We start from the raw sequence: 26,581 nt of genomic DNA on the forward strand, positions 1-26,581 counted from the left end.
CTTCTAGCCGGGGGGCGCCTTTCACGGGGCGGGTCGGGGTCACCCAAACCCCCGTGTGGTGGGGGGGGGGGGGGCCCGCCCCCGGGGGGGGGGGGGGGGGGGGGGGGGGGGCCCCCCCCCCCCCCCCGGCCCGGGGTTCGTCGCGCCGGGTGACCGTGAAGGCTTCGAGGCGGACCGTACGCACTCGCCTGCCTGCGGCTCGCCCATGCCCATGCCGCGCCGCGTCCCTCATGCCGCCCGTGCCGCTCGACGAGGCGATCTGGAGCCTCGACCCGGCGGCCGAGGCGCGTGCCGGGCGGATGTTCGCCGCCCGGCCCGGCGGCACGCCGATATGCCGTCGCGCACCGGACCGGCTCGGCCCGCCGGGCGGCCGCGTGCCGGTGATGGACGGGACGCACCCGGAGTACGGCACCACGAGGAGCCGCCGGCCCGCTCGTCCTGCTGCCGCGCGAACCGACAGGGCCTTCGGGGCTCTCACACCCAGCCCTCGCCCTGGGAGATCCTTATGGCGTCGACCCGGTTGCGCGCGCCGGTCTTACGGGTGATGGCCGCCATGTAGTTGCGCACCGTGCCGTTGGACAGATGGAGACTGTTCGCTATGTCGGTGATCGAGGCTCCCTCGGCGGCCAGTGACAGCACATTCAACTCCCGCTTGGTCAGCGGAATCTGAGATGCGCGCAGAAAGCCGAAGCCCAGTGAGTCATCGATGAAGCGTTCCCCCCCGGCCACCTTGCGGATGGCGGCGATCAGATTCTCGGGCGTGCCCTCATTGTCGACAAAACCGCAGGCGTGCGCCTCGACAGCCCGCCGGAGCGGACCTGGCCGGTTTGCGTTGGCAAGGACCAGCAACGGTCTTCTTCCCGTACCGGTCCGGCCTTCCGGCAGCTCGCCGAGCGGCGCGATGCCGTACGACTCGGAACAGTCCAGGTCCACCGCGCACACGTCGGGGCGGAGTAATCGCGCCCGGCCCGGCGCACTGCGCCAGGGCGCGTCGTAGACCTCCAGGTCGGGCTCTCCGGCGAGTCTCTCCGCCAGCGCCGACCGCAACATACCGACATCGTGCACGAGAAGTACCCGGATCACGTTCTGTCCCCCATCAGTTGACCGTTCACCGCTCACCGGATGCCCCGTCCGGCGCGAACGAACATTCTTGGCTGGCTTCCGTCCTCATGCAGTCGCAGAACAAGCCAAGGGGGGGCAAGGGGGGCGCACGTGCCGCGCGTGAACCCCGGAGTGTGCAACCGGCGCACGCGCGTTGCCATCGAGACCCCTGGGGCGGTCGAACGGGAGTCCGGCCCGCCTGCCGCCGGTTGGGGAGAGACGTGCGCGGGGCGCGATGGGCGGCCGCGACCACTGGTGTGGCGGGAAGTGTCCGGCGAACTCCGGCCTGACGGCCCGGCCCCGGCGCGGTGCCCGAAAGCCGTCTAGCCCCGGCCCTTGACCGGCCCGGGCGGGGTCGTCAGATCGATCAGCCGGCACACCGTCTCGATGTCGATCTTCACCTGTGCGATCGAGGCGCGCCCCGAGAGCCAGGTGATCAGCGCCGAGTGCCAGGTGTGCTCGATCACGCGGACCGCGGAGAGCTGCTCGGGTGTCGGATTCTCCAGCCCCATGGCGTCCAGGATGATCGCCGTGGTCTGGCGGGAGACCGTGTCCACCTCGGGGCTGACGCTGCGGTCCGCGAAGGTCAGCGCCCGCACCATCGCGTCCGCGAGATGCGGTTCGCGCTGGAGCGCGCGGAAGGCCCGCATCAGGGTCTCGGCAACCCGCTCCGCCGCGCTGTCCCCGCCCGGCGGCTTCTTCCGCAGAGTCGTGTGCATGTGCTGGAGCTGGTCCTGCATGGTGGCGACCAGCAGATGGATCTTGGAGGGGAAGTAGCGGTAGAGCGTGCCGAGCGCGACGCTCGAGGACTCGGCGACCTCGCGCATCTGTACCGCGTCGAAGCCGCCTCGGCTGGCCAGCTGAGCGCTGGCGTGCAGGATGCGACGCCGGCGCGCCTCCTGGCGTTCCGTCAGGGGCGGCGACGCGGGCACCACCGGCTTGGCTTCGGCTGTCATATGTCCCGTTCCATGTACGAGTCCGGATCGCACAGCATGGCAGGGCCTCCGTCGTGGCGCGAATCACCTGATCCGGCCCTTACAGCAGCGCTACCTGCCGGTAGATTCGAAGCTCCTTGAGCGATCAAGTCTGAAACTTGTTCTAGATTAGCGCGAGCGGTTACGCTCCGGCGAAGAGGCAGTGAGAAGGGGGCCGTGAGTGACCGCTGAGGCCATAGAGGCCGGCCCTCGTCCGGGCAGGTCAGGCGGCGGTGACGAGCCGCTGCGCATCGCGCTCCTCACCTACAAGGGCAACCCCTTCTGCGGCGGCCAGGGCGTCTATGTACGGCATCTCTCGCGCGAGCTCGCCCGCCTCGGCCACAGCGTCGAGGTGATCGGCGCGCAGCCCTTTCCCGTACTCGACGACGGCGTGCCGCTCACCGAACTGGGCAGCCTCGACCTGTACCGGAGCCCGGACCCGTTCCGTACGCCGAAGCGCGACGAGTACCGCGACTGGATCGACGCGCTCGAGGTCGCGACCATGTGGACCGGCGGCTTTCCCGAGCCGCTGACCTTCTCGCTGCGCGCCCGGCGCCATCTGGCCGCGCGGCGTGGCGAGTTCGACGTCATCCACGACAACCAGACGCTCGGGTACGGGCTGCTCGGCGACCTCGGCGCACCGCTGGTCACCACCATTCACCACCCGATCACGGTCGACCGGCAGCTGGACCTGGACGCGGCGGACGGCTGGCGCAGGCGCGCATCCGTACGCCGCTGGTACGGCTTCACGCGGATGCAGAAGCGGGTCGCGCGCCGGCTGCCTTCGGTGCTCACCGTCTCCGGTTCCTCGCAGCAGGAGATCGTCGATCACCTCGGCGTACGAGCCGACCGCGTCCATGTCGTCCATATCGGGGCCGACACCGACCTCTTCTCGCCAAACCCGGCGGTCGCGGAGATCCCCGGCCGGATCGTCACCACCTCCAGCGCGGACGTCCCGCTCAAGGGCCTGGTCCATCTTGTCGAGGCCCTGGCGAAGATCCGTACGGAGCATCCCGCCGCGCATCTCGTCGTCGTCGGCAAACGCGCGGAGGACGGACCCGTCGCGCAGCTGATCGAGCGGTACGGCCTCGAGGACGCCGTCGAGTTCGTCAAGGGCATCTCCGACGCCGAACTGGTCGACCTGGTGCGCAGTGCGCAAATCGCGTGTGTGCCCTCGCTGTACGAGGGCTTCTCGCTGCCCGCCGCGGAGGCGATGGCGACGGGCACGCCGCTTCTCGCCACGACCGGCGGCGCGATCCCCGAGGTCGCGGGCCCGGACGGGGAGACCTGCCTGGCCGTGCCGCCGGGCGACGCGGGTGCGCTCGCCGCGGCTCTGGGCAGGCTGCTGGGTGACGAGGCGCTGCGCGTACGGCTGGGGGCGGCGGGCCGGAAGCGGGTGCTGGCGCGGTTCACCTGGAGGCAGGCGGCGATCGGTACGGCCGAGCACTACCGCGAGGCGATCGCCAGCCGCGAGCCCCGGTCCGCGGCGCGGGGGGTCGCCCGGTGACCCGCCTCCACCAGGCGCGGCGTACCCGGGCCGGTACCGGTTCCCGGCATCCTGGGCGCTCCGCGCCACAGGCACCGGCCCCCTCCGCGGCCCGGTGTCCCGGCCGCCCCGCGGCCATAAGTGTGGGCCGCAGGCTCATGAATCCGGACCGCACTGCGGACCCGCGTACTCGAACCCCCGACCGCGAAAGCAGGTCTTCGTGCTGACCGTCGACTTCTCCCGCTTCCCGCTCGCCGCAGGCGACCGCGTGCTCGATCTGGGCTGCGGCGCAGGCCGGCACGCGTTCGAGTGCTACCGGCGCGGTGCGCAGGTCGTGGCCCTCGACCAGAACGGCGAGGAGATCCGCGAGGTCGCGAAGTGGTTCGCCGCGATGAAGGAGGCCGGGGAGGCCCCGGAGGGTGCCACCGCCACCGCCATGGAGGGCGACGCGCTCAATCTGCCGTTCCCCGACGAGTCCTTCGACGTCGTGATCATCTCCGAGGTCATGGAGCACATCCCGGACGACAAGGGTGTGCTGGCCGAGATGGTGCGGGTGCTGAGGCCCGGCGGGCGGATCGCCGTCACGGTGCCGCGCTACGGCCCCGAGAAGATCTGCTGGGCGCTGAGCGACGCGTACCACGAGGTCGAGGGCGGCCATATCCGTATCTACAAGGCCGACGAGCTGCTCGGCAAGATGAAGGAAGCCGGCCTCAAGCCGTACGGCACGCACCACGCACACGCGCTGCACTCGCCGTACTGGTGGCTCAAGTGCGCCTTCGGCGTCGACAACGACAAGGCCCTGCCGGTCAAGGCGTACCACCAGCTGCTGGTCTGGGACATCATGAAGAAGCCGCTGGCCACGCGGCTCGCCGAGCAGGCGCTCAACCCGCTGATCGGCAAGAGCTTCGTGGCGTACGCGACCAAGCCGCACCTGCCCGCAGTGGCCGCCAAGTGACTGTGTCCAGGAGCGGCCCCGGCCGTACAGAACACCTTGTCCTGCCCGGGGTCCTCACATCGGAGGAAGCCCTCGAGACCGTTGCCGGGATACTCGCCCTGCAGCGCGAGGACGGCGCGATCCCGTGGTTCAGAGGGCATCACCTCGACCCGTGGGACCACACCGAGGCGGCCATGGCGCTGGACGCGGCGGGCGAGCACGAGGCCGCGGCCCGCGCGTACGAATGGCTGAGGCGGCATCAGAACGCGGACGGATCCTGGTACGCCGCGTACCACGACGGCGAGGCGGACCGACCCACCGACCGGGGCCGCGAGAGCAACTTCTGCGCGTACATCGCCGTCGGCGTCTGGCACCACTACCTGGCCACCGGCGACGACATGTTCCTCGACCGGATGTGGCCGGCCGTCTTCGCCGCGATCGAGTTCGTACTGGCGCTGCAGCAGCCCGGCGGCCAGATCGGCTGGAAGCGGGAGGCGGACGGGACGCCGGTCAATGACGCGCTGTTGACGGGTAGTTCGTCGGTCCACCAGGCGCTGCGCTGCGCGCTGGCGATCGCCGAGGAGCGCGAGGAGCCGCAGCCCGACTGGGAGCTGGCGGCGGGCGCCCTCGCGCATGCGATCCGCCGGCACCCCGAGCGTTTTCTCGACAAGAGCCGCTACTCGATGGACTGGTACTACCCCGTCCTCGGCGGTGCGCTGACCGGCCCGGAGGCCAAGTCCCGTATCGAGGAGGGCTGGGACGACTTCGTCGTACCGGGCCTCGGCGTACGGTGCGTGCTGCCCAACCCGTGGGTGACCGGCGGTGAGAGCTGTGAACTCGCCCTGGCGCTGTGGGTGATGGGCGAGTCCGACCGGGCGCTGGAGATCCTTCAGTCCATCCAGCATCTGCGCGCCGAGGGCGGCATGTACTGGACGGGGTACGTCTTCGAGGGAGACCGGGCCATGTGGCCGGAGGAACTCACCACCTGGACAGCGGGTTCGCTGCTGCTGGCGGTGGCCGCCCTCGGGGGCGACGAGGCGACCACCGCGGTCTTCAGCGGGGAACGACTGCCGAAGGGGCTCGTTCCCGACTGCTGCTAGGGCCCGGAGACGGGGCTCCGCCCCGGGCCGCGCCTCCTTGAGCGCCGAGGGGCAATGTCAGCCCCTCGGCGCTGCTCGAGGACATGCTCTAGTGGCGTCGCAGCCGGCCCGCCACCGCGTGGCCGATGAAGAGGTACACCACCGCCGCCAGGCCGTAGCCGGCGACGACGCGCGCCCAGGCTTCGTCGAAGGTGAACAGGTCGTAGGACCAGCCGGCGAGCCAGCGCGCGGTGTCCTGGACGAAGTTCACCAGGTCGTTGGCGCGGTTGGCGTCCAGCAGGTACATCAGGATCCAGAGGCCGAGGATGACGGCCATGACATCGGCAACGATCATGATGACCGTCGCGGCCTGATTCGTTCCGTTGTGATGACGAGGACTCATGGGCATCGGGTTACCGCTTGTGAGCGCGTGAAACCAGTCAGGCCCTTCCGGATGCTTCCGCACGGTGGCAGGCGGCAATCGCTCGGCGCGGACGCGGAGCGGGGCTAGGAGTTCAGCTCCGCCAGGACGCGCAGGGTGTGCGGGTCCGGAGCCGTCACCAGCAGGTCCGTGACCGGGCCCTTGCGCCACAACTCCAGGCGTTCCGCGATCCGCTCACGCGGACCGACCAGCGAGATCTCGTCGGCGAAGGCGTCGGGGACGGCATGGACGGCTTCGTCGCGGCGGCCGTCGGCGAACAGCTGCTGGATACGGCGGGCCTCGGACTCGAAGCCCATCCTGGCCATCAGATCGGCGTGGAAGTTCCGCGCCGCGTGGCCCATGCCGCCGATATAGAAGCCGAGCATCGCCTTCACGGGCAGCAGGCCCTCCGCCACATCCGCACAGACCTGGGAGCGGACCATCGGCGCGATCATGAACCCGTCGGAGATGCCGCTGAGCGAGGCCTCGTAGACGTCCGTGCGCATCGGCGACCAGTACAGCGGCAGCCAGCCGTCGGCGATACGCGCCGTCTGGGCGATGTTCTTCGGACCCTCCGCGCCCAGCAGCAGCGGCAGCCCGGCGCGCAGCGGATGCGTGATCGGCTTGAGCGCTTTGCCGAAGCCACTGGCGTCCTCTCCTCGGTACGGATGGGAGTGGAAGCGGCCCGCCAGTTCGACAGGGGCCTCGCGCCTGAGGACTTGGCGGATCACATCGACGTACTCGCGGGTCGCCGTCAGCGGGCTCTTCGGGAAGGGCCGCCCGTACCAGCCCTCCACCACCTGCGGCCCCGACAGGCCGAGTCCGAGCATCATCCGGCCGCCGGACAGGTGGTCCAGGGTGAGTGCGTGCATCGCGGTGGCGGTGGGCGTACGGGCGGCCATCTGCGCCACCGCCGTGCCGAGTCGGATCCGGGTGGTGTGCGCCGCGATCCAGGTCAGCGGGGTGAAGGCGTCGGAACCCCAGGCCTCCGCCGTCCATGCGGAGTCGTAGCCCAGGAGCTCGGCCTCGCGCGCGAGATCGAGATGGGCGGGGTCGGGGCCGCGGCCCCAGTACCCGAGAGCGAGTCCGAGTCGCATGCCGTGTCCCCTCCAGCGATACCTTTCTGACGGCTCGTCAGGGTACGCCAACGGCCCCCCGCCCGGAAGGGCGAGGGGCCGCTCTGCGGACCGTTCGCGCAGCCGCTTGCGCGGTGTGCGTCAGCCGCGCTGGATACCCGAGGTGTCCTGAAGCACGCCACGACGGCCGTCCTGCGTCTGGGCCACCAGGCCGGGACCGCGCTGCTCGACCGCGAGGTACCAGGTGCCGGGAGCGAGCTCGGCGATCGGCGTCGGCGAACCGTCCTCGCCGTACAGCGGACGGGCCACCGGCACCGCGAACCAGAACGGCGTGAAGTCCGCGGCGCCACCGGCGTTCTGCGGCGCGGCCGGGGCCGACTGCTGCTGGCCCGGCTGGGCGCCGTAGGGCTGGGGCTGGCCGGGCTGCGCGCCGTAGGGCTGCTGCTGGGCACCCGGGTAGCCGTAGCCGCCGGCCATACCGGGCTGCGCGCCGTACGGCTGCGCGGCCGGCTTCGGGGCGCCGAGGAGCGGGGCCTTGAACGCCGGGACGATGAGCGAGCAGACCGCGCCGGCGGCCAGGACGAGCGCGGCGATGAAGCCGAGAATGAGGCCGGTGCCGGCGTCGACACTGCTGCCGACATCCAGGGAGCCCGCCGGGTCGAAGATCGCGCCGAGCGAGCTCCACGCCGTGAAGACGGTCAGGGCGACGCCGAGCTGGCCGAGGTCGAGCCCGATGACCTTCGGCGGCTGCGGCAGCCCGCGCGAGATGACGATCAGTGCGGCGCCGATGATGCCGGCCAAGTAGACACTCAGGAGCAGGGAACCGTTGTCCCAGGCGTTCGGCACGCCGTCGCAGTTGCTGCCGGAGCAGTCGAACGTGTCGAGGAACGAGGCGATGAACAGCAACACCGCTGCTCCGATCACCACGCCATCGCCTCGAGTGAGGGAGCGGATGTTCACGTAAAAGTCCTTCGTCGGTCGTGTCATCGGGGCGGTCGTCGCTGCCGCCGTTGCGGCGGTGTGCACGGCACGGAGCTCGGGGGTGACTCCCCATCGTAGAGGTGAATCTATCGTCTGCCCGATCCGGCCGTCTGCCGGGTACAGGAGTTACCGGTCGAGGTAGCTGCTGATGCCGTCCGCCATTCCCTGTGCCGCTTTCTGCCGCCAGTTGGAGCTTGTCAGCAGAGCGGCATCCTTCGGGTCACGCATATTGCCGCATTCGATGAACACCTTGGGCACGGTGGACAGGTTGAGGCCGCCGAGATCCTCGCGCACGTCCAACCCGGTGCCGCCGCCCACATAGTTGGAGGGCGCGCTGCCGGTCGCGCGTACGAACTTTCCGGCGATCCGCTCGCCGAGGTCGCGCGAGGGGCCGACGATTTTCGCGGTGTCCGCCGCACCCGCCTTGACCAGGGCGGGAAGGATCACATGGAAGCCGCGGTTGCCGGTGGCCGAGCCGTCGGCGTGAATGGAGATCACCGCATCGGCCCCGGCCTTGTTGCCGATCCGTGCCCGTTCGTCCACACAGGGGCCGAACGGCCGGTCGTCGGTGTGAGTGAATTTCACCGTCGCGCCCTGCTTCTCGAGCAGCGTGCGAAGACGTTGTGAAACATCGAGGCTGAATTCGGCTTCGGTGTAACCGGCGTTGGTGGACGTGCCCGTCGTGTCGCATTCCTTGCGATTGGTTCCGATATCCACGAGTTTGTTGATTTCGCTCGTGTGCTGGAAATTGCCGGGATTGTGTCCTGGGTCGACGACCACCACCCTGCCGGCGAGCGGTCCCGACGCTCCGGCCTTCCCCTTCGACGGCGAGGGTGCGGGTGAGGCGGTGGTGGAGGTGGCCGACGGCGACGGCGTGATCGGAGGGGCGGGCTTGCCGACGGCGGCCGACCGGCTCGGCAGCGCCTTCGGCGGCTCGTTCTCGTCCGGGCCGCTCATCGACTCCCAGACGAGCCAGCCCGCCAGCGCGGTCGGCACCAGCGCGGCAATCGCGATCGTGAGATTGCCGCGGCCGGAGCGGCGCGGCGGTGTGGGAGGCCAGTTCTCGTCGTACGACACCCTCGCGATGCTAGCCCGGCCGCTCAGATCCCCGTTCCGGTACGCCGCAGGACGCGCAGTGAGTCGGTCACCGAGACCTCGGTGAACGCGCCGGACGCGAGTGCCCTGAGGTAGACGCGGTACGGGGCCTGACCGGTCCACTCGTCGACCGGGTCGGGGAAGACGTCGTGGATCACCAGCATGCCGCCGTCGGCGACATGTGGCGCCCAGCCCTCGTAGTCGCCGCCCGCGTGCTCGTCGGTGTGGCCGCCGTCGATGAAGACCAGGCCGAGCGGTGTGCCCCAGATCTTCGCGACCTGCGGGGAGCGGCCGACGACGGCGATGACGTGGTCCTCGAGGCCGGCCTTGTGCAGGGTGCGGCGGAAGGTCGGCAGCGTGTCCATCTCGCCGACCTCCGGGTCGACGACGGTCGGGTCGTGGTAGTCCCAGCCCGGCTGCTGTTCCTCGCTGCCCCGGTGGTGGTCGACCGTGACGGCCGTCGTGCCCGCCTCGCGGGCGGCGTCGGCGAGCAGGATGGTCGAGCGCCCGCAGTAGGTGCCCACCTCGAGCAGCGGCAGCCCGAGCGCGCCCGCCTCCGCCGCGGCCGCGTAGAGGGCGAGGCCCTCGGTCACGGGCATGAAGCCCTTGGCCGCCTCGAAGGCGGCGAGGGTCTCCGGCTTGGGCGCGGCGGCCATGGTTCCTCCTGGTCGTACAGGTGTCCTGGCCGCCCATGGTGCCGTATCCCGCGCACGGCGCGGACAGGAAGCCCGTCGTCTGACCTACCGTCAGATTGGAACGTGTTCTAGTCTGCCGCCCATGGGCATCGGAATCACGCAGGAGCAGCGGGAGTTGGCCCGGTCCGTACGCGGCTGGATGGCACGCGCGGTGCCGCCCGAAGAGGTGCGCAAACACCTCGATGTGCCCTCCAGCGCGGTCGGCCGCCCCGGCCACTGGGACGGCGCCGCCGAGCAGGGGCTCCTCGGCGTTCATCTCCGCGAGGAGTACGGCGGCGCAGGCGGCACGCTCCTCGATCTGGCCGTCGTCCTGGAGGAGACGGGACGGGGCGTGCTGCCGGGGCCGTATCTCGTGAGCGTCCTCGCCTCCGAGATACTGCGGCGCTCGGGCCGGGACGAGCTGGTCGCCGCGCTCGCGGACGGCCGGCGGATCGGGGCCGTGGCGCTCGGGACCGGCACTCTCACCGCCGTCGCCGTCGACGGCGGCTACCTGCTCGACGGGACCGCACCGCCCGTCCTCGCCGGAGCGCAGGCCGATCTGCTGCTGCTCGCCGCAGAGACGGCGCACGGCACGGTCTGGGCCGCCGTGGACGCGGAAGCGCTCGCGATACGCGCCCATGAGAGTGCCGATCCGACCCGGCCGACCGCCGAGGTGGCGGCGCACGGGGTCGTCGTCCCGCAGCCGCGGGTCCTCACGGTCGACACCGCGCTCGTACGGGATCTGGCCGGCGTGCTCTTCGCGGCGGAGGCCTGCGGGGTGGCGGCACGGTCGCTGGAGACCGCCGCCGAGTACGCGAAGGTGCGCGAGCAGTTCGGACAGCCCATCGGGCGGTTCCAGGCGATCAAGCATCTCTGCGCCGACATGCTGGTGCGCGTCGAGCAGGCGAGGGCGCTGACGTGGGACGCGGCGCGCGCGGTGGACGAGTGCCCGGGCGTACGGGGCCTGGTGGCCTCGCTCGCCGCCGGGAGCGCGCTGGACGCCGCGTACAGCTGCGCCAAGGACTGCATCCAGGTGCTCGGCGGAATCGGCTTCACCTGGGAGCACGACGCGCATCTGTATCTGCGGCGGGCGCTTGTCGCGCGTCAGCTGCTGGGCCCCGGTGACAGCCACCGGCTGCGGGCCGTGCGGCTCGCGGCACGGGGAGCGCGGCGCGAGCTGCGCCTTCAGCTGCCCGCGGAGGCGCAGAGGTACCGGGGTGCGGCGCGGGCGGCGGCCGAGGGCGTGCGGGGTCTCGATCCCGCTGCCGCACGCCGGGCCCTTGCCCCCACCGGGTATGCCGCCCCGCATCTGCCGAAGCCGTACGGCCGCGGCGCCGGACCCCTCGAGCAGCTCGTCGTACAGGAGGAGCTGAGGGCCGCCGGGGTGCGGACCGGCGGCCTCGGGATCGCGACGTGGGTGGTGCCCTCGCTCATCGCGTACGGGAGTCCGGCACAGCGGGAGCGGTTCCTGGGGCCGACCCTGGGCGGCGAGCTGCGGTGGTGCCAGCTGTTCTCGGAGCCGGGCGCCGGGTCCGATCTGGCGTCGCTGCGCACGCGGGCCGAACGGACCGGCGACGGCTGGCGGATCACCGGCCAGAAGGTGTGGACGAGCGCCGCGCAGTGGGCCGACTACGGGATCCTGCTCGCCCGCACGAATGCGGCGGCTCCCAAGCATCAGGGACTGACGTACTTCCTCGTGGACATGAAGAACACCGAGGGGATCGACATCCGGCCGCTCAAGGAGATCACCGGGGAGTCGCTCTTCAACGAGGTGTACTTCGACGGGGCGCTGCTCCCGCACGACGCCGTGGTCGGGCAGGTCGACGACGGCTGGAAGGTCGCCCGCAACACTCTCGGCAACGAACGCGTGCACATGGCCCACCAGTTGACTTTCGACACGGGACTCGAGGCGCTGATCGCGCGGGCGGCCGAGGCGGACGGGGCCTGTCGGTGCCGTATCGGAGCCATCGCCGCCGAGGCGCACGCGCTCGCCTGCATCGGCCTGCGGACCACTCTGCAGCAGGTGTCGGGCCTGGAGCCGGGGGCGGGCGCGAGCGTACGCAAACTCCTCCAGACCTCCCATCAGCAGAAGGTCGCCGAGCTGGGTCTCGAACTGCTCGGCCCCGAGGGCGCGTTGTGCGAAGGAGCCGGTGAGCGGGCTGTGCACGGCTTCCTCATGTCGCGCTGTCTGACCATCGCGGGCGGCACCACGCAGGTCCAGCTCAATGTCGTCGCCGAGCGCATCCTCGGCCTCCCGCGGGACTGAAGGAGTACGCAATGAAGAGCTACATCGTCGGCGCCGGGATGACGAAATTCGAGAAGCCCGAGACCCGCGAGTGGCAGTACTGGGACATGGCGAAGGAGGCGGGGACGCAGGCGCTGGCCGACGCCGGGATCTCGTACGACCTCGTCGAGCAGGTGCCTGTCGGCTACTGCTTCCAGGCATCGACGGCGGGCCAGCGGGCCGCGTACGAACTCGGTCTGACCGGCGTGCCCGTCTACAACGTCAACAACAACTGCGCGACCGGCTCGACGGCGCTGATGATGGCGCGGCAGTTCGTCGAGGGCGGTATCAGCGACTGCGTACTGGCGCTGGGCTTCGAGAAGATGACCCGCGGGGCGCTCGGCGCGGGCTCCGGCGGCAGCGCCTTCGAGACCTCACCCGTCGCCCGGCACTACGGCGTCATGGCCGCCGGGCACGGCTTCGGGGCGAGTCCCCCCACCGCCCAGATCTTCGGCAACGCCGCCCGCGAGCACATGGAGCGGTACGACACCACCGAGGCGCAGCTCGCCGCCGTCGGCGCCAAGAACCACAAGCACTCGGCGGGCAACCCCGACGCCCAGTTCCGGGAGGTCTATTCGGTCGACGAGATTCTCGCGGCGAAGACGATCCACCGGCCGCTGACCAGGCTCCAGTGCTCGCCCACCTCCGACGGGTCGGCCGCCGCGGTCGTCGTCTCCGAGCGCTTCGTCGTCCGGCACGGGCTCCACGACAAGGCCGTGGAGATCGCGGCGCAGTCGATGACCACCGACACCGGCGAATCCTTCGCGTCCGGCTCCTGCATCGACGTCGTCGGCAAGCCGATGTCCCGGGCGGCCGGTCGGCAGGTCTTCGAGAGCTCCGGACTCGGCATCGAGGACGTCGACGTCGTGGAGCTGCACGACTGCTTCTCCATCAATGAGCTGCTCACCTACGAGGCGCTGGGCATGTGCCCGGACGGCGAGTCCGGAAAGCTGGTGGAGAGCGGTGCGACGACCTACGGCGGACGATGGGTGGTCAATCCGTCGGGCGGCCTGATCTCCAAAGGGCATCCGCTGGGCGCCACCGGACTGGCCCAAGTGGCCGAGCTGGTGCGGCAGCTGAGGGGCGAGGCGGGTCCGCGGCAGGTGGACGGGGCGCGGATCGGGCTCGCGCACAACATCGGGCTCGGCGGGGCCGCGGTCGTCACACTGCTGCGGAGGTCCTAGGTCCGGCGGGCCCCTGGTCCGTACATCGATTTACCGATGTACGGACCGCCGGGTGGCTGCGACCATGACCGTCATGGCCCAAGCCTCCTCGGACGTCCAGCAGCCCCTCATACCGGCATCCGCCGCCCGGTCCTCAGGTACCTGGGCGGTGATTCTCGCCGCGTGCGCCGGCCAGTTCCTCGTCGTCCTCGACGTGTCCGTGGTCAATGTCGCGCTCCCCTCGATGCGCGCCGACCTCCGGCTCTCCACGACCGGCCTGCAGTGGGTGCTCAACGCGTACTCCATCGCCTTCGCCGGCTTCATGCTGCTCGGCGGCCGGGCCGCTGACATCTTCGGCCGCAAGCGGATGTTCCTCGTCGGGCTCGGCCTGTTCACTGCAGCGTCCGTCGCCGGCGGGCTCGCACAGGAGGGCTGGCAGCTGCTCGCAGCCCGCGCCGTACAGGGCCTGGGCGCGGCCGTGCTCGCCCCGGCGACCCTGACCATCGTGACGGCGGCTGTGCCGCCGGGCCCCGCGCGGGCCCGGGCGATCGCCACCTGGACGGCGGTGGGCGCGGCGGGCGGCGCGGCCGGCGGGCTCGTCGGGGGCGCCCTCACCGATCTGCTGTCCTGGCGCTGGGTGTTGCTGATCAATGTGCCGTTCGGTGCTCTGGTATTGGTGGTCGCGGCGATCCGGCTCACCGAGAGCCGGGCGGGCGACGGCCGCCGGCTCGACCTGCCGGGCGCGGTGCTGGTCACCGGCGGCCTCGCGGCGGTCGCCTACGGCATCGTGCAGACCGAGGAGTCGGGCTGGACCGCGCCCGCCACACTGCTGCCGCTGCTCGGCGGGCTTGCGGTGCTAGGGGTCTTCGTGGCGGTGGAGAAGCGGACCGCGGCGCCGCTGATGCCGCTGAAGGTGTTCCGGTCGCGGGCGGTCTCCGCGGCGAACGTGGCGATGCTGGTCTGCGGTTCGGCGTCCTTCGCGATGTGGTTCTTCATGACGGTGTACGCGCAGAATGTGCTGAGCTACACGCCGTTCCAGGCGGGTCTGGCGCTCATCCCCAGCTCGCTGAGCGTGATCGTCGGCTCGAAGCTGGCACCCCGGCTGATGGCCAGGGCCGGTGCCAGGAACGTCGCCGTCATCGGCGCGCTGGTCGCCGCGACCGGTTTCGGCCTGCAGACCACCATGACCGCCGACGGCACGTACCTCACCTCGATCCTCGGCCCCGGCATCCTGATGATGGCCGGCGTCGGACTCGCCGCGACGCCGCTCGCCTCGCTCGCCACATCGGGCGCGGGGCCGGGCGACGCGGGCCTGGTCGCGGGGCTGATCAACACCTCGCGCACGATGGGCGGCGCGCTGGGCCTCGCCGTTCTGTCCACGGTCGCGGCGGCGCGAACGGCGGGCGGCACGGATCCGGAGGCGCTGACGGCCGGGTATGCGCTGGCGTTCCGTACGGGGACGGGGCTGCTGCTGGCGGCGGCCGTGCTGATGGTGCTTTGGCTGCCGCGGCGGGCGGAGTCGTAGCCGGGCTCCACCCCGGACCCCGTACGCCCTTCGGGCGTGTCCTCAATCGTCGGACAGGCTTGAATGTTCGGGCGGAGCCCCCGGTAGTCGCCGGGCTTGAATGTTCCGGCGGAGCCCCGGGGTTACAGCCAGCCCTGCTGCCGCGCCGCCCGCACCGCCTCCATGCGGTTGCGCGTGCCCGTCTTGCCGATCGCCGACGACAGGTAGTTCCGTACCGTCGACTCGGACAGATGCAGCGTCCCCGCGATGTCGGACACGGTCGCCCCGTCCACCGATGCGTTCAGGACCTCCCGCTCGCGCGCGGTGAGCGGGCTCGGGCCCGCGCTCAGGGCCGCCGCGGCCAGGGCCGGGTCGATGACCGTCTCGCCGGTCAGGACCCTGCGGATCGCCCCGGCCAGTTCCTCCACGGGCCCGTCCTTGACCAGGAAGCCCGCGGCTCCGGCTTCCATCGCGCGGCGCAGATAGCCGGGGCGCCCGAAGGTGGTGAGGATCAGTACCCGGCAGTCGGGGACCTCGTCCCGCAGGTCTGCGGCCGCGTCGAGGCCGCTGCGGCCGGGCAGTTCGATGTCGAGGAGGGCCACGTCGGGGCGCGTGGTGAGCGCGGTGTCGACGATGGCGTCGCCCCGGGCGACCTGTGCGACGACTTCGATGTCCGGCTCCAGCCCGAGGAGCAGGGCGAGCGCGCCGCGCATCATGCCCTGGTCCTCGGCGAGGAGTACGCGTACGGACTTGGCGGGCCGGTGATCCCGGGGCATCTCTTCCACGGCGTAAGGGTAGGGCGGATCGGGGGGTTCGGCTGCGATGCGTAGCAGGTCAAAGCGGTCCCGGCCCCAGGGCGATCAGCAGCTCGGCGCCGACTGGACCGCGTCCACGGGGAGTTGGGCCCGAACCCGGAAACCGCCCCGGGGAGAAGGACCCGCCTCCAGGGAGCCGCCCGAGACCGACAGGCGTTCGCTCAGCCCCTTCAGACCCGTGCCGCCGGACGAGGCGGGCACGGCCTCCGCGCCCCGCCCGTCGTCGGCGACGGTGAGGCGCACACGCTCCGGCGTGCCCTCCAGGGCGATCTCGCAGCGGGCCGCGCCGCTGTGGCGTACCGCATTGGTCACCGCCTCGCGGACCACCCAGCCCAGCAGTGCCGCCGTCTGCGGTTCGAGCGGCGGGCCCGACTGGCGGACCACCGGTTCGATGCCTGCCGCCGTGAGCGCCGAGCGGGCCCGGTCCAGTTCGGTGGCGAGGCTCCCCTCGCGGTAGCCGGTCACCGCCTCGCGTATCTCGGTGAGGGCCTGGCGGCCCACCGACTCGATGTCCGTGATCTGGATGATCGCGGACTCCATGTCGCGCGGGGCGAGGCGGCGCGCGGCCTCCGACTTGACCACGATCACCGAGAGGGTGTGGCCGAGCAGATCGTGCAGATCGCGGGAGAACCGCAGCCGTTCCTTCTCGACGGCGGTGCGGGCCAGCTCCTGCCGGGTGTCCCGGAGTTCACGCACGGTCTCGGACAGGGCGAGGATGGCGGCGGTCACCATGCCGGAGATGAACGTCCCGTACGCGACATTGACCGCACCCCAGCCGTCCCGCACCCCGGCGATCACCCCGGCCAGGGCGCTCAGGCCCAGCACGGTCGGGCCGAGCCCGCGGCCCCGCACGACCGAGCCGACGGCCAGGCCGAGGAGCGGGAAGAAGAGCAGCCAGCTGCCGCCGTACCCGATGGCGAGGCCACAGGTGACCGCGGTCATCGCCACCAGCAGCCGGCGGGTGGCGGGCGCCTCCCGCGCCTCCTTGTTGAAGGCGCGGAACACCACCGAGACGTAGAGGGAGTTGAAGACGAGCAGGCCCAGGCCGCCGATCCAGGGGTTCGGGGTCTTTCCCTGGAGGAGGTTGGAGAAGGCGCCCATCCCCATCAGCAGCCACGGCAGCATGGCGAAGCCGTTGGGCGGGCCCATCTCCTCGGCGCCCCGCTGTCCGGCCTTCCCGCAGGTCCGCCATCCGGCCTTCCGGTGCCCGGTCCGGTTGGCCCTCCAGGCGTCCATCCGCGCGGCGTACCAGTCGTTCTTCCCGCGCATCGTCGCTCCCGTCATGCCGTCCTCGCGGCCCGACGGTATGAGACCACCGCGTACGAGCCGAACACCAGCAGCCAGCCCAGCAGCACCGTCACCGTGGTGAGGCCGGGCGCGTGGCCCTGTGTCGTCGACCAGCCCAGGTCGGCGAAGCGGTTGGCCGGGGTGTACCGCGACAGCGAGCGCAGCCAGTCGGGGAACAGGGCCACCGGGAACCAGAGTCCGCCGACGACCGCGAGCCCCAGATTGCAGGCCATGTTCACCACGCCCGTCGTCTGCGCGGAGAGCCGGTAGCCGTTGCCGAGGCCGAGGAGCGTGAACGGGAGCGCGCCGAGCCAGAGCAGCACGGCCAGCGCCGCCCACTGCCATGCCTCCAGCCGTACGCCGTTGAGCAGACCGCCGGCCGCGAGGACGGCGACGATCGCGGGCAGCACGGTCACCGTGCCGGTGAGCGCGCGGCCGGTGACGACCTGGCGCGGGCTCATCGGCGTGATCCGCAACTGCCGCAGCCAGCCGAGTGCCTTGTCCTCGGCCACCCCTCCGCCGGTGGACAGGGCGGCGCCGAGCGCTCCGTACGCGGCCATGCCGACCATGGAGGCGGTCTTCCACTCGGAGGCGTTCTCGCCGAGGTTGGTGAAGAGCAGGTACATCATCACCGGCATGCCTATGCCGAAGATCACGAATCCGGTGTCGCGCAGCGTGCGGCGCACTTCCAGCTTGAGGTAGGCGGTGATCATCGCACTGTCTCCAGTTCGGGCGAGGTCGAGGTGAGGGCGAGGAAGGCGTCATCGAGGGAGACCGGGGCGACTTCGAGGCCACGGATCGCGCCCAGTGCGGCGAGTGCGACGACGGTCGCGTCCGAGTCGTCCGTACGCAGCCGGGCACGGTCGCCCCGTACCTCCACGGAGACGACGCCGGGCAGCAGGGTGAGCCCCTCGGTGCTGTGGCCCGCCAGGTCGAAGGAGACGAGATTGCCGCCGGCCGAGCGCTTGAGCTCCTCGCTCGTGCCGTCGGCGACGATCCTGCCGCGGTCGACGACGACGATCCGGTCGGCGTTGTCGTCGGCCTCCTCCAGGTAGTGGGTGGAGAAGAGCACGGTGTTACCGCGCTCGGCGTAGCCGCGCATCGACCTCCAGAAGGCGTGCCGCGCCTCGACGTCGAGTGCCGCGGTCGGCTCGTCGAGGATGATCAGCTCCGGGTTGCCGGCCAGCGCGACGGCGAAGCGGACGCGCTGGACCTGGCCGCCGGAGAGCCGGTCGGCGCGGCGGTCCGCGAGTTCGGTGAGCCCGGCCAGCTCCAGCGCCTCGGCGACCGGCAGCGGCCGCGGGTAGGTGGCGGCCACGAAGGTGACCACTTCGCGCACGGTCACCCGGGGGATCGGGCGGCCGTCCTGGAGCATCGCGCCGACACGTCCGGCGCTCACCGCGTGCCCGGGGGTGCGGCCGAAGAGCCGGACCTGGCCGGCGTCGGGGTCGTTCAGGCCGAGCATCAGGCTGATGGCGGTGGACTTGCCGGCGCCGTTCCGGCCGAGCAGGGCGACCGTCTCGCCGCGCCGGATGCCGAGGTCGATGCCGTCAAGGGCGCGCACCTCACCGAAGACCTTGGCCGCCCCCGCGAAGCTCACCGCCGCCTCGCTGTCTGTCGTCTGCAACTGCGTCTGCGTCATGTGGATCACGCTACGGAGCGGGCACAGGGTCCCGGCAGATGCGCATGTACGGACTCGGCAGTGACAAATGTCCTGGGTGAGCGACCGCTCCTGACATGGCGTCAGCAGTCTTCACAAGTGCTGGGGCCTGCGTTATACATAGGGGCCATCGGCCTAGAACGCGTTCTAGAATGGGCGCCGGGGCCGGTCCCGTGCGACCTCGGTGCGGCCGACGGTGCGGACGGCCGCGCCGAGGTCTTCCACTCCTCAAGGAGCAGCATCCTCATGCCCATTGATGCCGCCAAGGCCGTCGCCGCGGAGCCCCGCAGCGCCGAGATCGGCTGGGACCACAAAGACGTCCTGCTCTACCACCTGGGTCTCGGCTCCGGCTCCTTCCAGGGCACCCCGGGACCCGCCACCGACCCCGACGAACTGCGCTACACCCTCGAGTCGAAGCTGCATGTGCTGCCCAGCTTCGCCACCGTCGCCGGCGCGGGCATGGGCGTCATCGGCGGGCTCACCGGACCCGGCCTCGACATCGGCCTGGCATCCGTACTGCACGGCGGACAGAGCGTCGAGATCCACCGGCCGATCCCGGTCGAAGGCCGGGCCGTATCGACCTCCCGCATCGCGGCGGTCTACGACAAGGGCAAGGCCGCGATCCTCGTCCTGCGCTCCGAAGCGGCCGACGACAAGGGCCCGCTGTGGACCAGCGACGCCCAGATCTTCGTACGCGGAGAAGGCGGCTTCGGCGGCGACCGCGGCCCCTCCCGGCGCATCGAACTCCCCGGCCGCGCCCCGGAGCGGACCGTGGAGCGCGCCATCCGCGAGGACCAGGCGCTGCTCTACCGGCTCTCCGGCGACTTCAACCCGCTGCACGCCGACCCCGAGTTCGCCAGGCTCGCCGGCTTCGACCGGCCGATCCTGCACGGGCTCTGCTCGTACGGCATGACGCTCAAGGCGGTCGTCGACACGATGCTCGGCGGGGACGTCACCCGCGTCCGCTCGTACACCACACGCTTCGCCGGGGTGGTCTTCCCCGGCGAGACCCTGCGCATCAGGATGTGGCGCTGCCTCGAACCGGCCCGCGTCCAGGTCTCGGTGACGGCCGTCGAGAGGGACGACGCGCCGGTCCTCGCCGACACCATTGTCGATCACTTCTGAGCCGATCACTCCTGAGGGGAGCCGCACCGTGCGCGCAGCCGTACTGCACGAGACAGGGCAGGACAAGCTCGAAGTCCTCGACGACATCGAGGCGGTGGGCTTCGGCCCCGGAAAGGTCAAGATCCGGGTCCGGGCCACCGGACTGTGCCACTCCGACGTCTCCGCGATGAACGGCGTGCTGCCGCAGCCCGCGCCCTTCGTCCCGGGGCACGAGGGTGCCGGCGAGATCATCGACGTCGGCGACGGTGTGAGCGGCCTCAAGCAGGGCGACCGGGTGCTGCTGTGCTGGCTGCCCGCGTGCGGTGTCTGTCCCGCCTGCAAACGCGGCCAGACCCAGCTCTGTCTCGCCGGCTTCATGAACGCGGGCACCCCCAACTTCAGGCGTTCCGGCGCAAGCCCTTCCGATGTCTTCGGCTTCGCGGGCACCGGCACCTTTGCCGAGGAGGTCGTCGTCGACGCGGGCTGCGCCGTACCGATCCCCGACGATGTGCCCTTCGACATCGCCGCGCTGATCGGCTGCGGAGTGACCACGGGCCTCGGATCGGCCATCAACACCGCTGATGTCGCGGCGGGTTCCTCGGTCGCCGTCATCGGCTGCGGCGGAGTCGGCATCTCCGCGATCCAGGGCGCCAGGCTCAAGGGCGCGGCCCGGATCGTCGCCGTCGACCCGGTCGCGAGCCGACGTGAGGCAGCCCTCAAGTTCGGTGCCACGGAGGCCGTTTCGCCCGACGAGCTGGCCGACGCCAAGCAGGAGCTCACCGCGGGCGAGGGCTTCGACTACGTCTTCGAGGTCGTCGGCAAGTCGGCGACGGCCCGCACCGCGTACGAGACGACCCGGCGCGGCGGCACCCTGTGCATCGTCGGCGCGGGCGCCATGGACGACTTCCTTCAGCTCAACATGTTCGAGCTGTTCTTCGACGAGAAGCGGATCCTGCCGTCCATGTACGGCGGCGGGGACGTACTCACCTCGTACGAGCGTGCCATCGCCCTGTGGCGCGCGGGCCGGATCGATCTCGAAGGGCTGATCACCCACCGGGTGCGGCTCGCGGAGATCAATGACGCGCTGGCCCAGATGCGTACGGGCGAGGCGCTGCGTACCTGCATCGAAATCTGAGGGGAACCGGATGTCTCTGCCACTGGAGGGCCTGTCCGCGATCGTCACCGGGGCGGGCCGCGGCCTCGGCCGCGCGGAAGCGCTGGAACTGGCCCGGCTCGGCGCAAGCGTCGTCGTCAACGACTTCGGCCGGCCCGGCCGCGACGGCTCCGGAGAGGCCTCGGCCGCGCCGGCCGAGGAGGTCGCCGCCGAGATCCGGGCGGCGGGCGGCTCCGCCGTGGCCGACCGGGGGGACGTCTCCGACTTCGAGCAGGCCCGTGAGCTTGTCGAGCTGGCCGTCTCCCGCCACGGAAAGCTCGACATCCTGGTCAACAACGCGGGCATCCTGCGCGACCGGATGGTCTTCTCCATGAGTGAGGAGGAGTGGGACTCGGTCGTGCGGGTCCACCTCAAGGGCCACTTCAACACGACCCGCTTCGCGGCGGTCCACTGGCGCGAGCGCTCCAAGGCGGCGGGCGGCCCGGTCTACGGCAGGATCGTCAACACGTCGTCGGAGGCATTCCTCGCCGGCTCCGCGGGACAGCCGAACTACGCGGCGGCGAAGGGCGGCATCGTCGGCCTCACCACGTCCACGGCGCTGGCGCTGGGCAAGTACGGAGTGAGGGCCAATGTGATCTGCCCGCGGGCCAGGACCCGTATGACCGAGGACGTCTTCGCGGGCTTCGCGGAACCGGTGGACGGCGGGCTCGACCCGCTGGCGCCGGAGCACGTCGCGCCGCTGGTGGGTTATCTGGCTTCTCCGGCGGCGGCCAAGGTCAACGGCCAGCTGCTCGTCGTGCACGGCGGCATGGTGGCGATCGTCGAACGGCCGAGGGTGGCCGCGAAGTTCGACACATCGAAGGAGGCGTTCAGCTACGACGAGCTGGACGCGCTGCTCACCCCGCACTATGCGGACCGGCCACCGGGGGAGACGTTCGCGGCGGCGGAGGTTCTGGGGCTCAAGCGGGGGTGACCGGGTCGGTCCGGCGGCCGGCTCGGCCTCAATCGCCGGACGGGCTCGGTTTCAGCCCTCCGGCGATTGAGGAGCGGGGGTCCGGGGCGGAGCCGCGGGGCTCCGCCCCCGACCGCGCTGCCTACCTCCCCGGGACGGCGGTGCCGCCCGTGCGCCGGAGTCGCAGACTCCTCCGTCGTGGCCGCACCGCCCCGGTGCTTTCCGGCGCCGCCGGCTTCGGCCTGGACGGCGGCCGCACCGTGCGGACGCTCCTGGGTCGTGTCGGTTCGGGCTTCAGACATGTGGGAAGTCACCCCGTCGTGATCGCTGAATTACGTGTCGCAGGGCCCCCGCCCACACCTACGAACCCGTCACCGCCGGCGTACGGTCGGTGCGGTGAGCAGCCCGGCCCCAGAATTTAATCAGGGGCCGTACGCCCGGTGAGAGGCGCCTGCTGCAAAGGAACCGGCCTGCACACAACAGGAGTCCCGACGTCCCCGGACGGTTCCTCACCTGCGCGTTCCGCTTGTGCCGGTTCTGTGACCACCGCCCTGCCGTCCGTCACTTCAGGTACGAAGAGGTCCGCCGGCCCGTCGATCCGCGCCACCCCGCACGGCACCGCCCGGGTCGTGTACGGCAGTTGCAGCACCCCCTCCCGGCTCCACAGCCCGGCACCCGCCAACCACCCGTCCGGCGCGGCCAGTTGATGCAGCCGCCGGCCCGAAGGACGCCACAGGCCGAGCCAGCTCCCCGCCGCCCCGTCGATCCGCAGCGCCACCGCGCAGCTCTCCGGCATCAGCGCCTGCCCCGGCTGTACGGCGAACGGCGTCACCGCGCAGTCCGCGAGCCGCAGACACTCCGGGAAGCGCACCGGCCGCAGACTCCCCAGCACCCCCCAGCCCAGCCGGCCGTGGCCCGGCGCGTTCGAGCGGATCAGCAGCAGTCCGCTGTCCGGCTCCGCCAGCAGCAGCCGGTCGTCGCTCTCCTCGGTGATCTGCAGCAGCGGCGTCACCTCCCCGCCCCGCTCCAGATCGACCGCCACCGCCTTGACCGGACCCTCGTCCCACTGCCGGTCCAGGGCGAGCATCCGCCCCGTACGGTCCAGCCACACCCCGCCCGAGCAGCGGCCCGGCACCTCGGCGACATGCTCGGGTCCGTACGCGCCGCCCGCCACCAGCCAGATAGAGCTGGACTTCGCGCCCGGCGCCAGGGCGTAGGCGCACACACCGTCCGGCGACGGCGGCAGCAGCGTCAGCTGCGCCGACTCGATCCAGCCGAGCGGCAGTTCACCGGTCCCGGGCCCCGTCGGATACAGCAGCGAGAAGGCATGCCTGCCCGCCACCCGCCGCCGGATGAGCACCCGCCCGTCGGCCAGCGGCAGCACCTCGGCGTCGCGCTCCTCCGGCTGGCCGAGCGGCAGGGGCACCGCATACGGCTCGGGTCCGTCGAGCGTCCACCGCTCGGGGAACAGGGCCTCTCCGTCCCCCGCCAGCCGGGCCGCGTAGGTCCCGTCCGTGGTCATCGTGAATCCCGGACTCCCCACGGTTCCGTCCTCCGTGGCGGTCTCGATGGCACAGGCTGTCATCGGCACGTCACCTCCGGTGACTGAAGCTAGGTATCGCACTTCCTGCCGAACAACAGGTGAGACCCCACTTCACACATAAGGGTGGCCGAGCGGGGATTCGCCTGAGGGGCAGGGGGCGATTGTGCTCAGCGGGGCAGCGGTGCCTGAAGCAGGGCGCTCCCGAGCCACGGATCGGGAGCACGTGATTGTCCCGCGCCGACGGCGGCAGGCACGTGTCCGACACTCCGCGTACGTATTCGATCAAGCAGCGGCAGCGGTCGAACAAGGCTCCCAGGCCGACGGAGCACGGAGCGCGGGTAACCTGTTCCCGTGCCCCGTCTGTCGGAAGTCCTCGCCGCGCTCGACGCCCTCTGGCCTCCCGAGCGGGCCGAACAGTGGGACGCCGTCGGCACGGTCTGCGGGGACCCGGAAGCCCAGGTCAGCCGGGTTCTGTTCGCCGTCGATCCGGTGCAGGAGATCGCCGACGAGGCGATCGGCCTCGGCGCCCAGCTGATCGTCTCGCACCACCCGCTCTATTTGCGGGGTACGACCACGGTCGCGGCCTCCACCTTCAAGGGCCGTGTCGTGCACACGCTGATCAAGCACGACATCGCCCTGCATGTCGCGCACACCAACGCGGACACCGCCGACCCCGGAGTCTCCGACGCCCTCGCGGGCGCGCTCGACCTCCGGGTCGTACGCCCCCTGGTGCCGGATGCCACGGATCCGAGCGGTCACCGCGGCCTCGGCCGGATCTGCGAGCTGGACCATCCCGAGACGCTGCGGGAGTTCGCAGCGCGCGCGGCGAAGCGACTGCCGGGCACCGCGCAGGGCGTCCGGATCGCCGGCGATCCGGACGCGGTCGTCCGTACCGTCGCGGTCAGCGGCGGTTCCGGCGACAGCCTCTTCGACCAGGTGCGGGCCGCGGGTGTGGATGCGTTCCTCACCGCCGACCTGCGCCACCACCCGGCCTCCGAAGCCACGCAGCATTCGCCCCTCGGGCTGGTCGACGCCGCTCACTGGGCCACCGAGTGGCCCTGGTGCGAGCAGGCCGCCGCCCAGCTCGACGAGATTTCCGACCGGCACGGCTGGGGCCTTCGGGTCCACGTCTCGCACACGGTCACCGACCCCTGGTCCGCCCAGATCGCCCCCGCCGCCGAACTGCCCGGGAGCGCTTCGCGCGCCCCTTCCGATTCCTCTTCTCCTGGAGCCCCCAACTGAACGCCGCGCCCGCCGACCAGATCCGACTCCTCGACGTCCAGGCCCTCGACGTACGACTGTCGCAGCTCGCCCACAAGAGCAATTCGCTGCCCGAGCTCGCCGAGATCGAGTCGCTCACCAAGGACCTCACGCAGCTGCGCGACCTGCTGGTCGCCGCGCAGACCGAGGAGAGCGACACCGCCCGCGAGCAGATCAAGGCGGAGCAGGACGTCGACCAGGTGCGCCAGCGCGCCGTACGCGACCAGCAGCGCCTCGACTCGGGCGCCGTCACCTCGCCCAAGGACCTGGAGAACCTGCAGCGAGAGATCGTCTCGCTCGCCAAGCGCCAGGGTGATCTCGAGGACGTCGTCCTCGAGATCATGGAGCGCCGGGAGTCCGCGCAGGAACGTGTCTCCGAGCTGACCGGGCGGGTCTCCGCCGTCCAGGCCAAGCTCGACGATGCGACCGCGCGCCGGGACGCCGCGCAGGAGCGGATCGACGGCGAGGTCGCCTCGGTCACCAAGGAGCGCGAGGTCGCGGGCGGCTCCGTACCTGCCGATCTGATGAAGCTGTACGAGAAGCTGCGTGTCCAGCAGGGCGGGGTGGGCGCGGCCCGCCTCTACCAGCGACGGTGCGAGGGCTGCCAGCTGGAGCTCAACATCACCGAGGTGAACGAGGTCAAGGCGGCGTCGCCGGACACGGTGCTGCGCTGTGAGAACTGCCGCCGCATTCTGGTCCGCACCGCAGAGTCGGGCCTGTAATGCGGGAGTTCGTCGTCGAGGCGGACGGCGGCTCCCGGGGGAATCCGGGCCCGGCGGGGTACGGCGCGGTCGTGCTCGACCCGAAGACGGGCGAGCCCCTGTCCGAGGTGGCCGAGTACATCGGTGTGGCGACGAACAACGTCGCCGAGTACAAGGGCCTGATCGCGGGGCTGAAGGCCGCGAAGGCCCTCGACCCCGAGGCCGGGGTCCGTGTCCGGATGGATTCCAAGCTGGTCGTCGAGCAGATGTCGGGCCGCTGGAAGATCAAGCACCCGGACATGAAGCCGCTCGCGGCGGAGGCCGCGCGGATCCTGCCGCCCGCCCGGGTGACGTACGAGTGGATCCCGCGCGAGAAGAACAAGCACGCGGACCGGCTGGCCAACGAGGCGATGGACGCGGGCAGGAAGGGCAAGCAGTGGGAGCCGTCGCGCTCCACGGCGGCCCTGGACGCGCATGACGCGCGGGACGCGGCTGCGGCGCGCGTGGTGGGCGACGCGACCGCCGGCGCGGCGAGGGCGAGGGCGGCGCTGGCGGGCGGCCCTTCGACCGGTTCCGGCCGTACGGAGTCTTCCGGCGCGGCCGGGTCCGCGGGCGCGGGCCGTACGGAGTCCTCCGGCGTCGCCACAGCCACCGGGAGCCTCGAGACCGAGGCGGCGACCCCGACGGTCGGCTGGGGCCCCGCCGACCTCGGCACCCCGGCCACCTTCGTCCTCCTCCGCCACGGCGAGACGCCCCTCACTCCCGAGAAGCGCTTCTCGGGCAGCGGCGGCAGCGACCCCTCACTGTCTGCGGTGGGCCGGCGCCAGGCCGACGCGGTCGCGACCGCTCTCGCGGCCCGCGGCACGATCGAGGAGATCGTCAGCTCCCCGCTGAAGCGCTGCCGCGAGACCGCGGAAGCGGTCGCGGCCCGCCTGAACCTCGATGTCCGTATCGAGGAGGGTCTGCGCGAGGCGGACTTCGGCGCGTGGGAGGGCCTGACGTTCGCGGAAGCGCAGGAGCGGTACCCCGACGATCTGAAGACCTGGCTGGCCTCGCCGAGGGCGACGCCCTCGGGCGGCGGCGAGAGCTTCGCGACGGTGGCCCGCCGCGTCGCGGCAACCCGCGACAAGCTGCTCGCGCGCCATGCCGGCCGCACGGTGCTGCTGGTCACACACGTCACGCCGGTCAAAACCCTGGTGCGGCTGGCCCTGGGCGCTCCGCCGGAGTCCTTGTTCCGGATGGAACTCTCGGCGGCGTCGCTCTCGGTGGTGGCGTACTACTCGGACGGCAACGCGTCGCTGCGACTGCTCAACGACACGTCTCACCTGCGCTGACGCGACACGGACCAGGCCAACCCCACCAGCAACGCCCTC

Annotated in this window: 24 protein-coding genes; 12 read left to right on the top strand and 12 right to left on the bottom strand. The window is 71.5% G+C overall.

Translation table 11 applies throughout. From position 1 onward, the window contains the following. Nucleotides 1–474 precede the first annotated feature (474 nt). Together ACWDZ6_RS02385 and ACWDZ6_RS02390 are read right to left on the bottom strand one after the other, a co-directional pair. Nucleotides 475–1,050 (bottom strand): response regulator transcription factor, encoded by a 576-nt coding sequence (locus ACWDZ6_RS02385; protein ID WP_351450910.1) that lies wholly within the window; start codon nucleotides 1,048–1,050, stop codon nucleotides 475–477. Between the two features lie 374 nt (nucleotides 1,051–1,424). Beyond that, nucleotides 1,425–2,057, bottom strand: coding sequence for a TetR family transcriptional regulator (locus tag ACWDZ6_RS02390; protein WP_351450913.1), 633 nt, complete (start codon nucleotides 2,055–2,057; stop codon nucleotides 1,425–1,427). 199 nt (nucleotides 2,058–2,256) lie between these two features. Between ACWDZ6_RS02390 and ACWDZ6_RS02395 the strand changes: the two genes are divergently transcribed. From ACWDZ6_RS02395 to ACWDZ6_RS02405, 3 genes are all read left to right on the top strand, one after another. Next, the gene (locus ACWDZ6_RS02395) at nucleotides 2,257–3,582 is read left to right on the top strand and encodes a glycosyltransferase family 4 protein (protein ID WP_451501329.1); all 1,326 of its coding nucleotides are present in this window, start codon (nucleotides 2,257–2,259) and stop codon (nucleotides 3,580–3,582) included. 199 nt (nucleotides 3,583–3,781) lie between these two features. Then, a complete protein-coding gene (locus ACWDZ6_RS02400) occupies nucleotides 3,782–4,516 on the top strand; it encodes a class I SAM-dependent methyltransferase (protein WP_326649639.1) in 735 nt (244 codons plus the stop codon). A gap of 2 nt (nucleotides 4,517–4,518) precedes the next feature. Further along, on the top strand, nucleotides 4,519–5,595 hold the full coding sequence (locus ACWDZ6_RS02405; protein WP_366734467.1) for a prenyltransferase: 1,077 nt from the start codon (nucleotides 4,519–4,521) through the stop codon (nucleotides 5,593–5,595). A gap of 88 nt (nucleotides 5,596–5,683) precedes the next feature. Here ACWDZ6_RS02405 and ACWDZ6_RS02410 read toward each other — a convergent pair whose 3' ends face one another. The 5 genes from ACWDZ6_RS02410 to ACWDZ6_RS02430 all read right to left on the bottom strand — a co-directional run bounded on the left by ACWDZ6_RS02410 (nucleotide 5,684) and on the right by ACWDZ6_RS02430 (nucleotide 9,803). Continuing rightward, nucleotides 5,684–5,977, bottom strand: coding sequence for a hypothetical protein (locus tag ACWDZ6_RS02410; RefSeq protein ID WP_326649638.1), 294 nt, complete (start codon nucleotides 5,975–5,977; stop codon nucleotides 5,684–5,686). Nucleotides 5,978–6,081: 104 nt separating this feature from the next. Then, nucleotides 6,082–7,092 (bottom strand): LLM class F420-dependent oxidoreductase, encoded by a 1,011-nt coding sequence (locus ACWDZ6_RS02415; RefSeq protein WP_451501330.1) that lies wholly within the window; start codon nucleotides 7,090–7,092, stop codon nucleotides 6,082–6,084. A 120-nt stretch (nucleotides 7,093–7,212) separates the two neighbouring features. Then, nucleotides 7,213–8,031 (bottom strand): hypothetical protein, encoded by an 819-nt coding sequence (locus ACWDZ6_RS02420; protein ID WP_451501331.1) that lies wholly within the window; start codon nucleotides 8,029–8,031, stop codon nucleotides 7,213–7,215. Nucleotides 8,032–8,178: 147 nt separating this feature from the next. Then, complete coding sequence (locus tag ACWDZ6_RS02425) at nucleotides 8,179–9,129, bottom strand: N-acetylmuramoyl-L-alanine amidase (protein WP_451501332.1); 951 nt, start codon at nucleotides 9,127–9,129, stop codon at nucleotides 8,179–8,181. Between the two features lie 23 nt (nucleotides 9,130–9,152). Then, nucleotides 9,153–9,803, bottom strand: a complete 651-nt coding sequence (locus ACWDZ6_RS02430; protein WP_451501333.1) for a class I SAM-dependent methyltransferase — start codon at nucleotides 9,801–9,803, stop codon at nucleotides 9,153–9,155. Between the two features lie 121 nt (nucleotides 9,804–9,924). Here ACWDZ6_RS02430 and ACWDZ6_RS02435 point away from each other — a divergent pair, with 121 nt between their 5' ends. The 3 genes from ACWDZ6_RS02435 to ACWDZ6_RS02445 all read left to right on the top strand — a co-directional run bounded on the left by ACWDZ6_RS02435 (nucleotide 9,925) and on the right by ACWDZ6_RS02445 (nucleotide 14,793). Continuing rightward, nucleotides 9,925–12,087, top strand: coding sequence for an acyl-CoA dehydrogenase (locus ACWDZ6_RS02435; protein ID WP_451501334.1), 2,163 nt, complete (start codon nucleotides 9,925–9,927; stop codon nucleotides 12,085–12,087). Between the two features lie 11 nt (nucleotides 12,088–12,098). Further along, nucleotides 12,099–13,289 carry a lipid-transfer protein gene (locus tag ACWDZ6_RS02440; protein WP_451501335.1) on the top strand — a complete coding sequence of 397 codons (1,191 nt, stop codon included), beginning with the start codon at nucleotides 12,099–12,101 and terminating at the stop codon, nucleotides 13,287–13,289. Between the two features lie 64 nt (nucleotides 13,290–13,353). Beyond that, nucleotides 13,354–14,793 (top strand): MFS transporter, encoded by a 1,440-nt coding sequence (locus ACWDZ6_RS02445; protein WP_451501469.1) that lies wholly within the window; start codon nucleotides 13,354–13,356, stop codon nucleotides 14,791–14,793. A gap of 122 nt (nucleotides 14,794–14,915) precedes the next feature. Here ACWDZ6_RS02445 and ACWDZ6_RS02450 read toward each other — a convergent pair whose 3' ends face one another. The 4 genes from ACWDZ6_RS02450 to ACWDZ6_RS02465 form a co-directional block, all read right to left on the bottom strand. Continuing rightward, nucleotides 14,916–15,548, bottom strand: coding sequence for a response regulator (locus ACWDZ6_RS02450; protein ID WP_451501470.1), 633 nt, complete (start codon nucleotides 15,546–15,548; stop codon nucleotides 14,916–14,918). Nucleotides 15,549–15,632: 84 nt separating this feature from the next. Next, nucleotides 15,633–16,871, bottom strand: coding sequence for a sensor histidine kinase (locus tag ACWDZ6_RS02455; RefSeq protein WP_451501336.1), 1,239 nt, complete (start codon nucleotides 16,869–16,871; stop codon nucleotides 15,633–15,635). Beyond that, nucleotides 16,868–17,587 carry an ABC transporter permease gene (locus tag ACWDZ6_RS02460; protein ID WP_451501337.1) on the bottom strand — a complete coding sequence of 240 codons (720 nt, stop codon included), beginning with the start codon at nucleotides 17,585–17,587 and terminating at the stop codon, nucleotides 16,868–16,870. Before ACWDZ6_RS02460 ends, ACWDZ6_RS02455 begins: the two co-directional genes overlap by 4 nt. After that, a complete protein-coding gene (locus tag ACWDZ6_RS02465; protein ID WP_451501338.1) occupies nucleotides 17,584–18,516 on the bottom strand; it encodes an ABC transporter ATP-binding protein in 933 nt (310 codons plus the stop codon). The genes ACWDZ6_RS02460 and ACWDZ6_RS02465 overlap by 4 nt, the downstream gene beginning before the upstream one ends. Before the next feature lie 264 nt (nucleotides 18,517–18,780). Here ACWDZ6_RS02465 and ACWDZ6_RS02470 point away from each other — a divergent pair, with 264 nt between their 5' ends. Genes ACWDZ6_RS02470 through ACWDZ6_RS02480 form a run of 3 tightly spaced genes read left to right on the top strand, consistent with a single transcriptional unit; the run spans nucleotide 18,781 to nucleotide 21,725 of the window. Further along, nucleotides 18,781–19,659: a MaoC/PaaZ C-terminal domain-containing protein gene (locus tag ACWDZ6_RS02470; RefSeq protein WP_451501339.1), complete on the top strand. Its 879-nt coding sequence runs from the start codon at nucleotides 18,781–18,783 to the stop codon at nucleotides 19,657–19,659. Between the two features lie 28 nt (nucleotides 19,660–19,687). Continuing rightward, entirely contained in the window at nucleotides 19,688–20,773 is a 1,086-nt protein-coding gene (locus ACWDZ6_RS02475) for a Zn-dependent alcohol dehydrogenase (protein WP_451501340.1), read from the top strand. Nucleotides 20,774–20,783: 10 nt separating this feature from the next. Further along, complete coding sequence (locus ACWDZ6_RS02480; RefSeq protein WP_451501341.1) at nucleotides 20,784–21,725, top strand: 3-oxoacyl-ACP reductase; 942 nt, start codon at nucleotides 20,784–20,786, stop codon at nucleotides 21,723–21,725. Between the two features lie 397 nt (nucleotides 21,726–22,122). On the opposite strand, the gene ACWDZ6_RS02485 is transcribed toward ACWDZ6_RS02480, so the two are convergent. Beyond that, entirely contained in the window at nucleotides 22,123–23,289 is a 1,167-nt protein-coding gene (locus ACWDZ6_RS02485) for a hypothetical protein (protein WP_451501342.1), read from the bottom strand. Nucleotides 23,290–23,598: 309 nt separating this feature from the next. Between ACWDZ6_RS02485 and ACWDZ6_RS02490 the strand changes: the two genes are divergently transcribed. From ACWDZ6_RS02490 to ACWDZ6_RS02500, 3 genes are read left to right on the top strand one after another with little or no spacing between them, the layout of a single operon-like run. Next, nucleotides 23,599–24,489: a Nif3-like dinuclear metal center hexameric protein gene (locus ACWDZ6_RS02490; RefSeq protein ID WP_451501343.1), complete on the top strand. Its 891-nt coding sequence runs from the start codon at nucleotides 23,599–23,601 to the stop codon at nucleotides 24,487–24,489. Continuing rightward, nucleotides 24,486–25,229, top strand: coding sequence for a zinc ribbon domain-containing protein (locus tag ACWDZ6_RS02495; RefSeq protein WP_451501471.1), 744 nt, complete (start codon nucleotides 24,486–24,488; stop codon nucleotides 25,227–25,229). Before ACWDZ6_RS02490 ends, ACWDZ6_RS02495 begins: the two co-directional genes overlap by 4 nt. Then, a complete protein-coding gene (locus ACWDZ6_RS02500; RefSeq protein WP_451501344.1) occupies nucleotides 25,229–26,542 on the top strand; it encodes a bifunctional RNase H/acid phosphatase in 1,314 nt (437 codons plus the stop codon). Before ACWDZ6_RS02495 ends, ACWDZ6_RS02500 begins: the two co-directional genes overlap by 1 nt. Nucleotides 26,543–26,581 lie beyond the last annotated feature (39 nt).

The sequence above is a fragment of the Streptomyces sp. NPDC002926 genome, assembly GCF_053591755.1.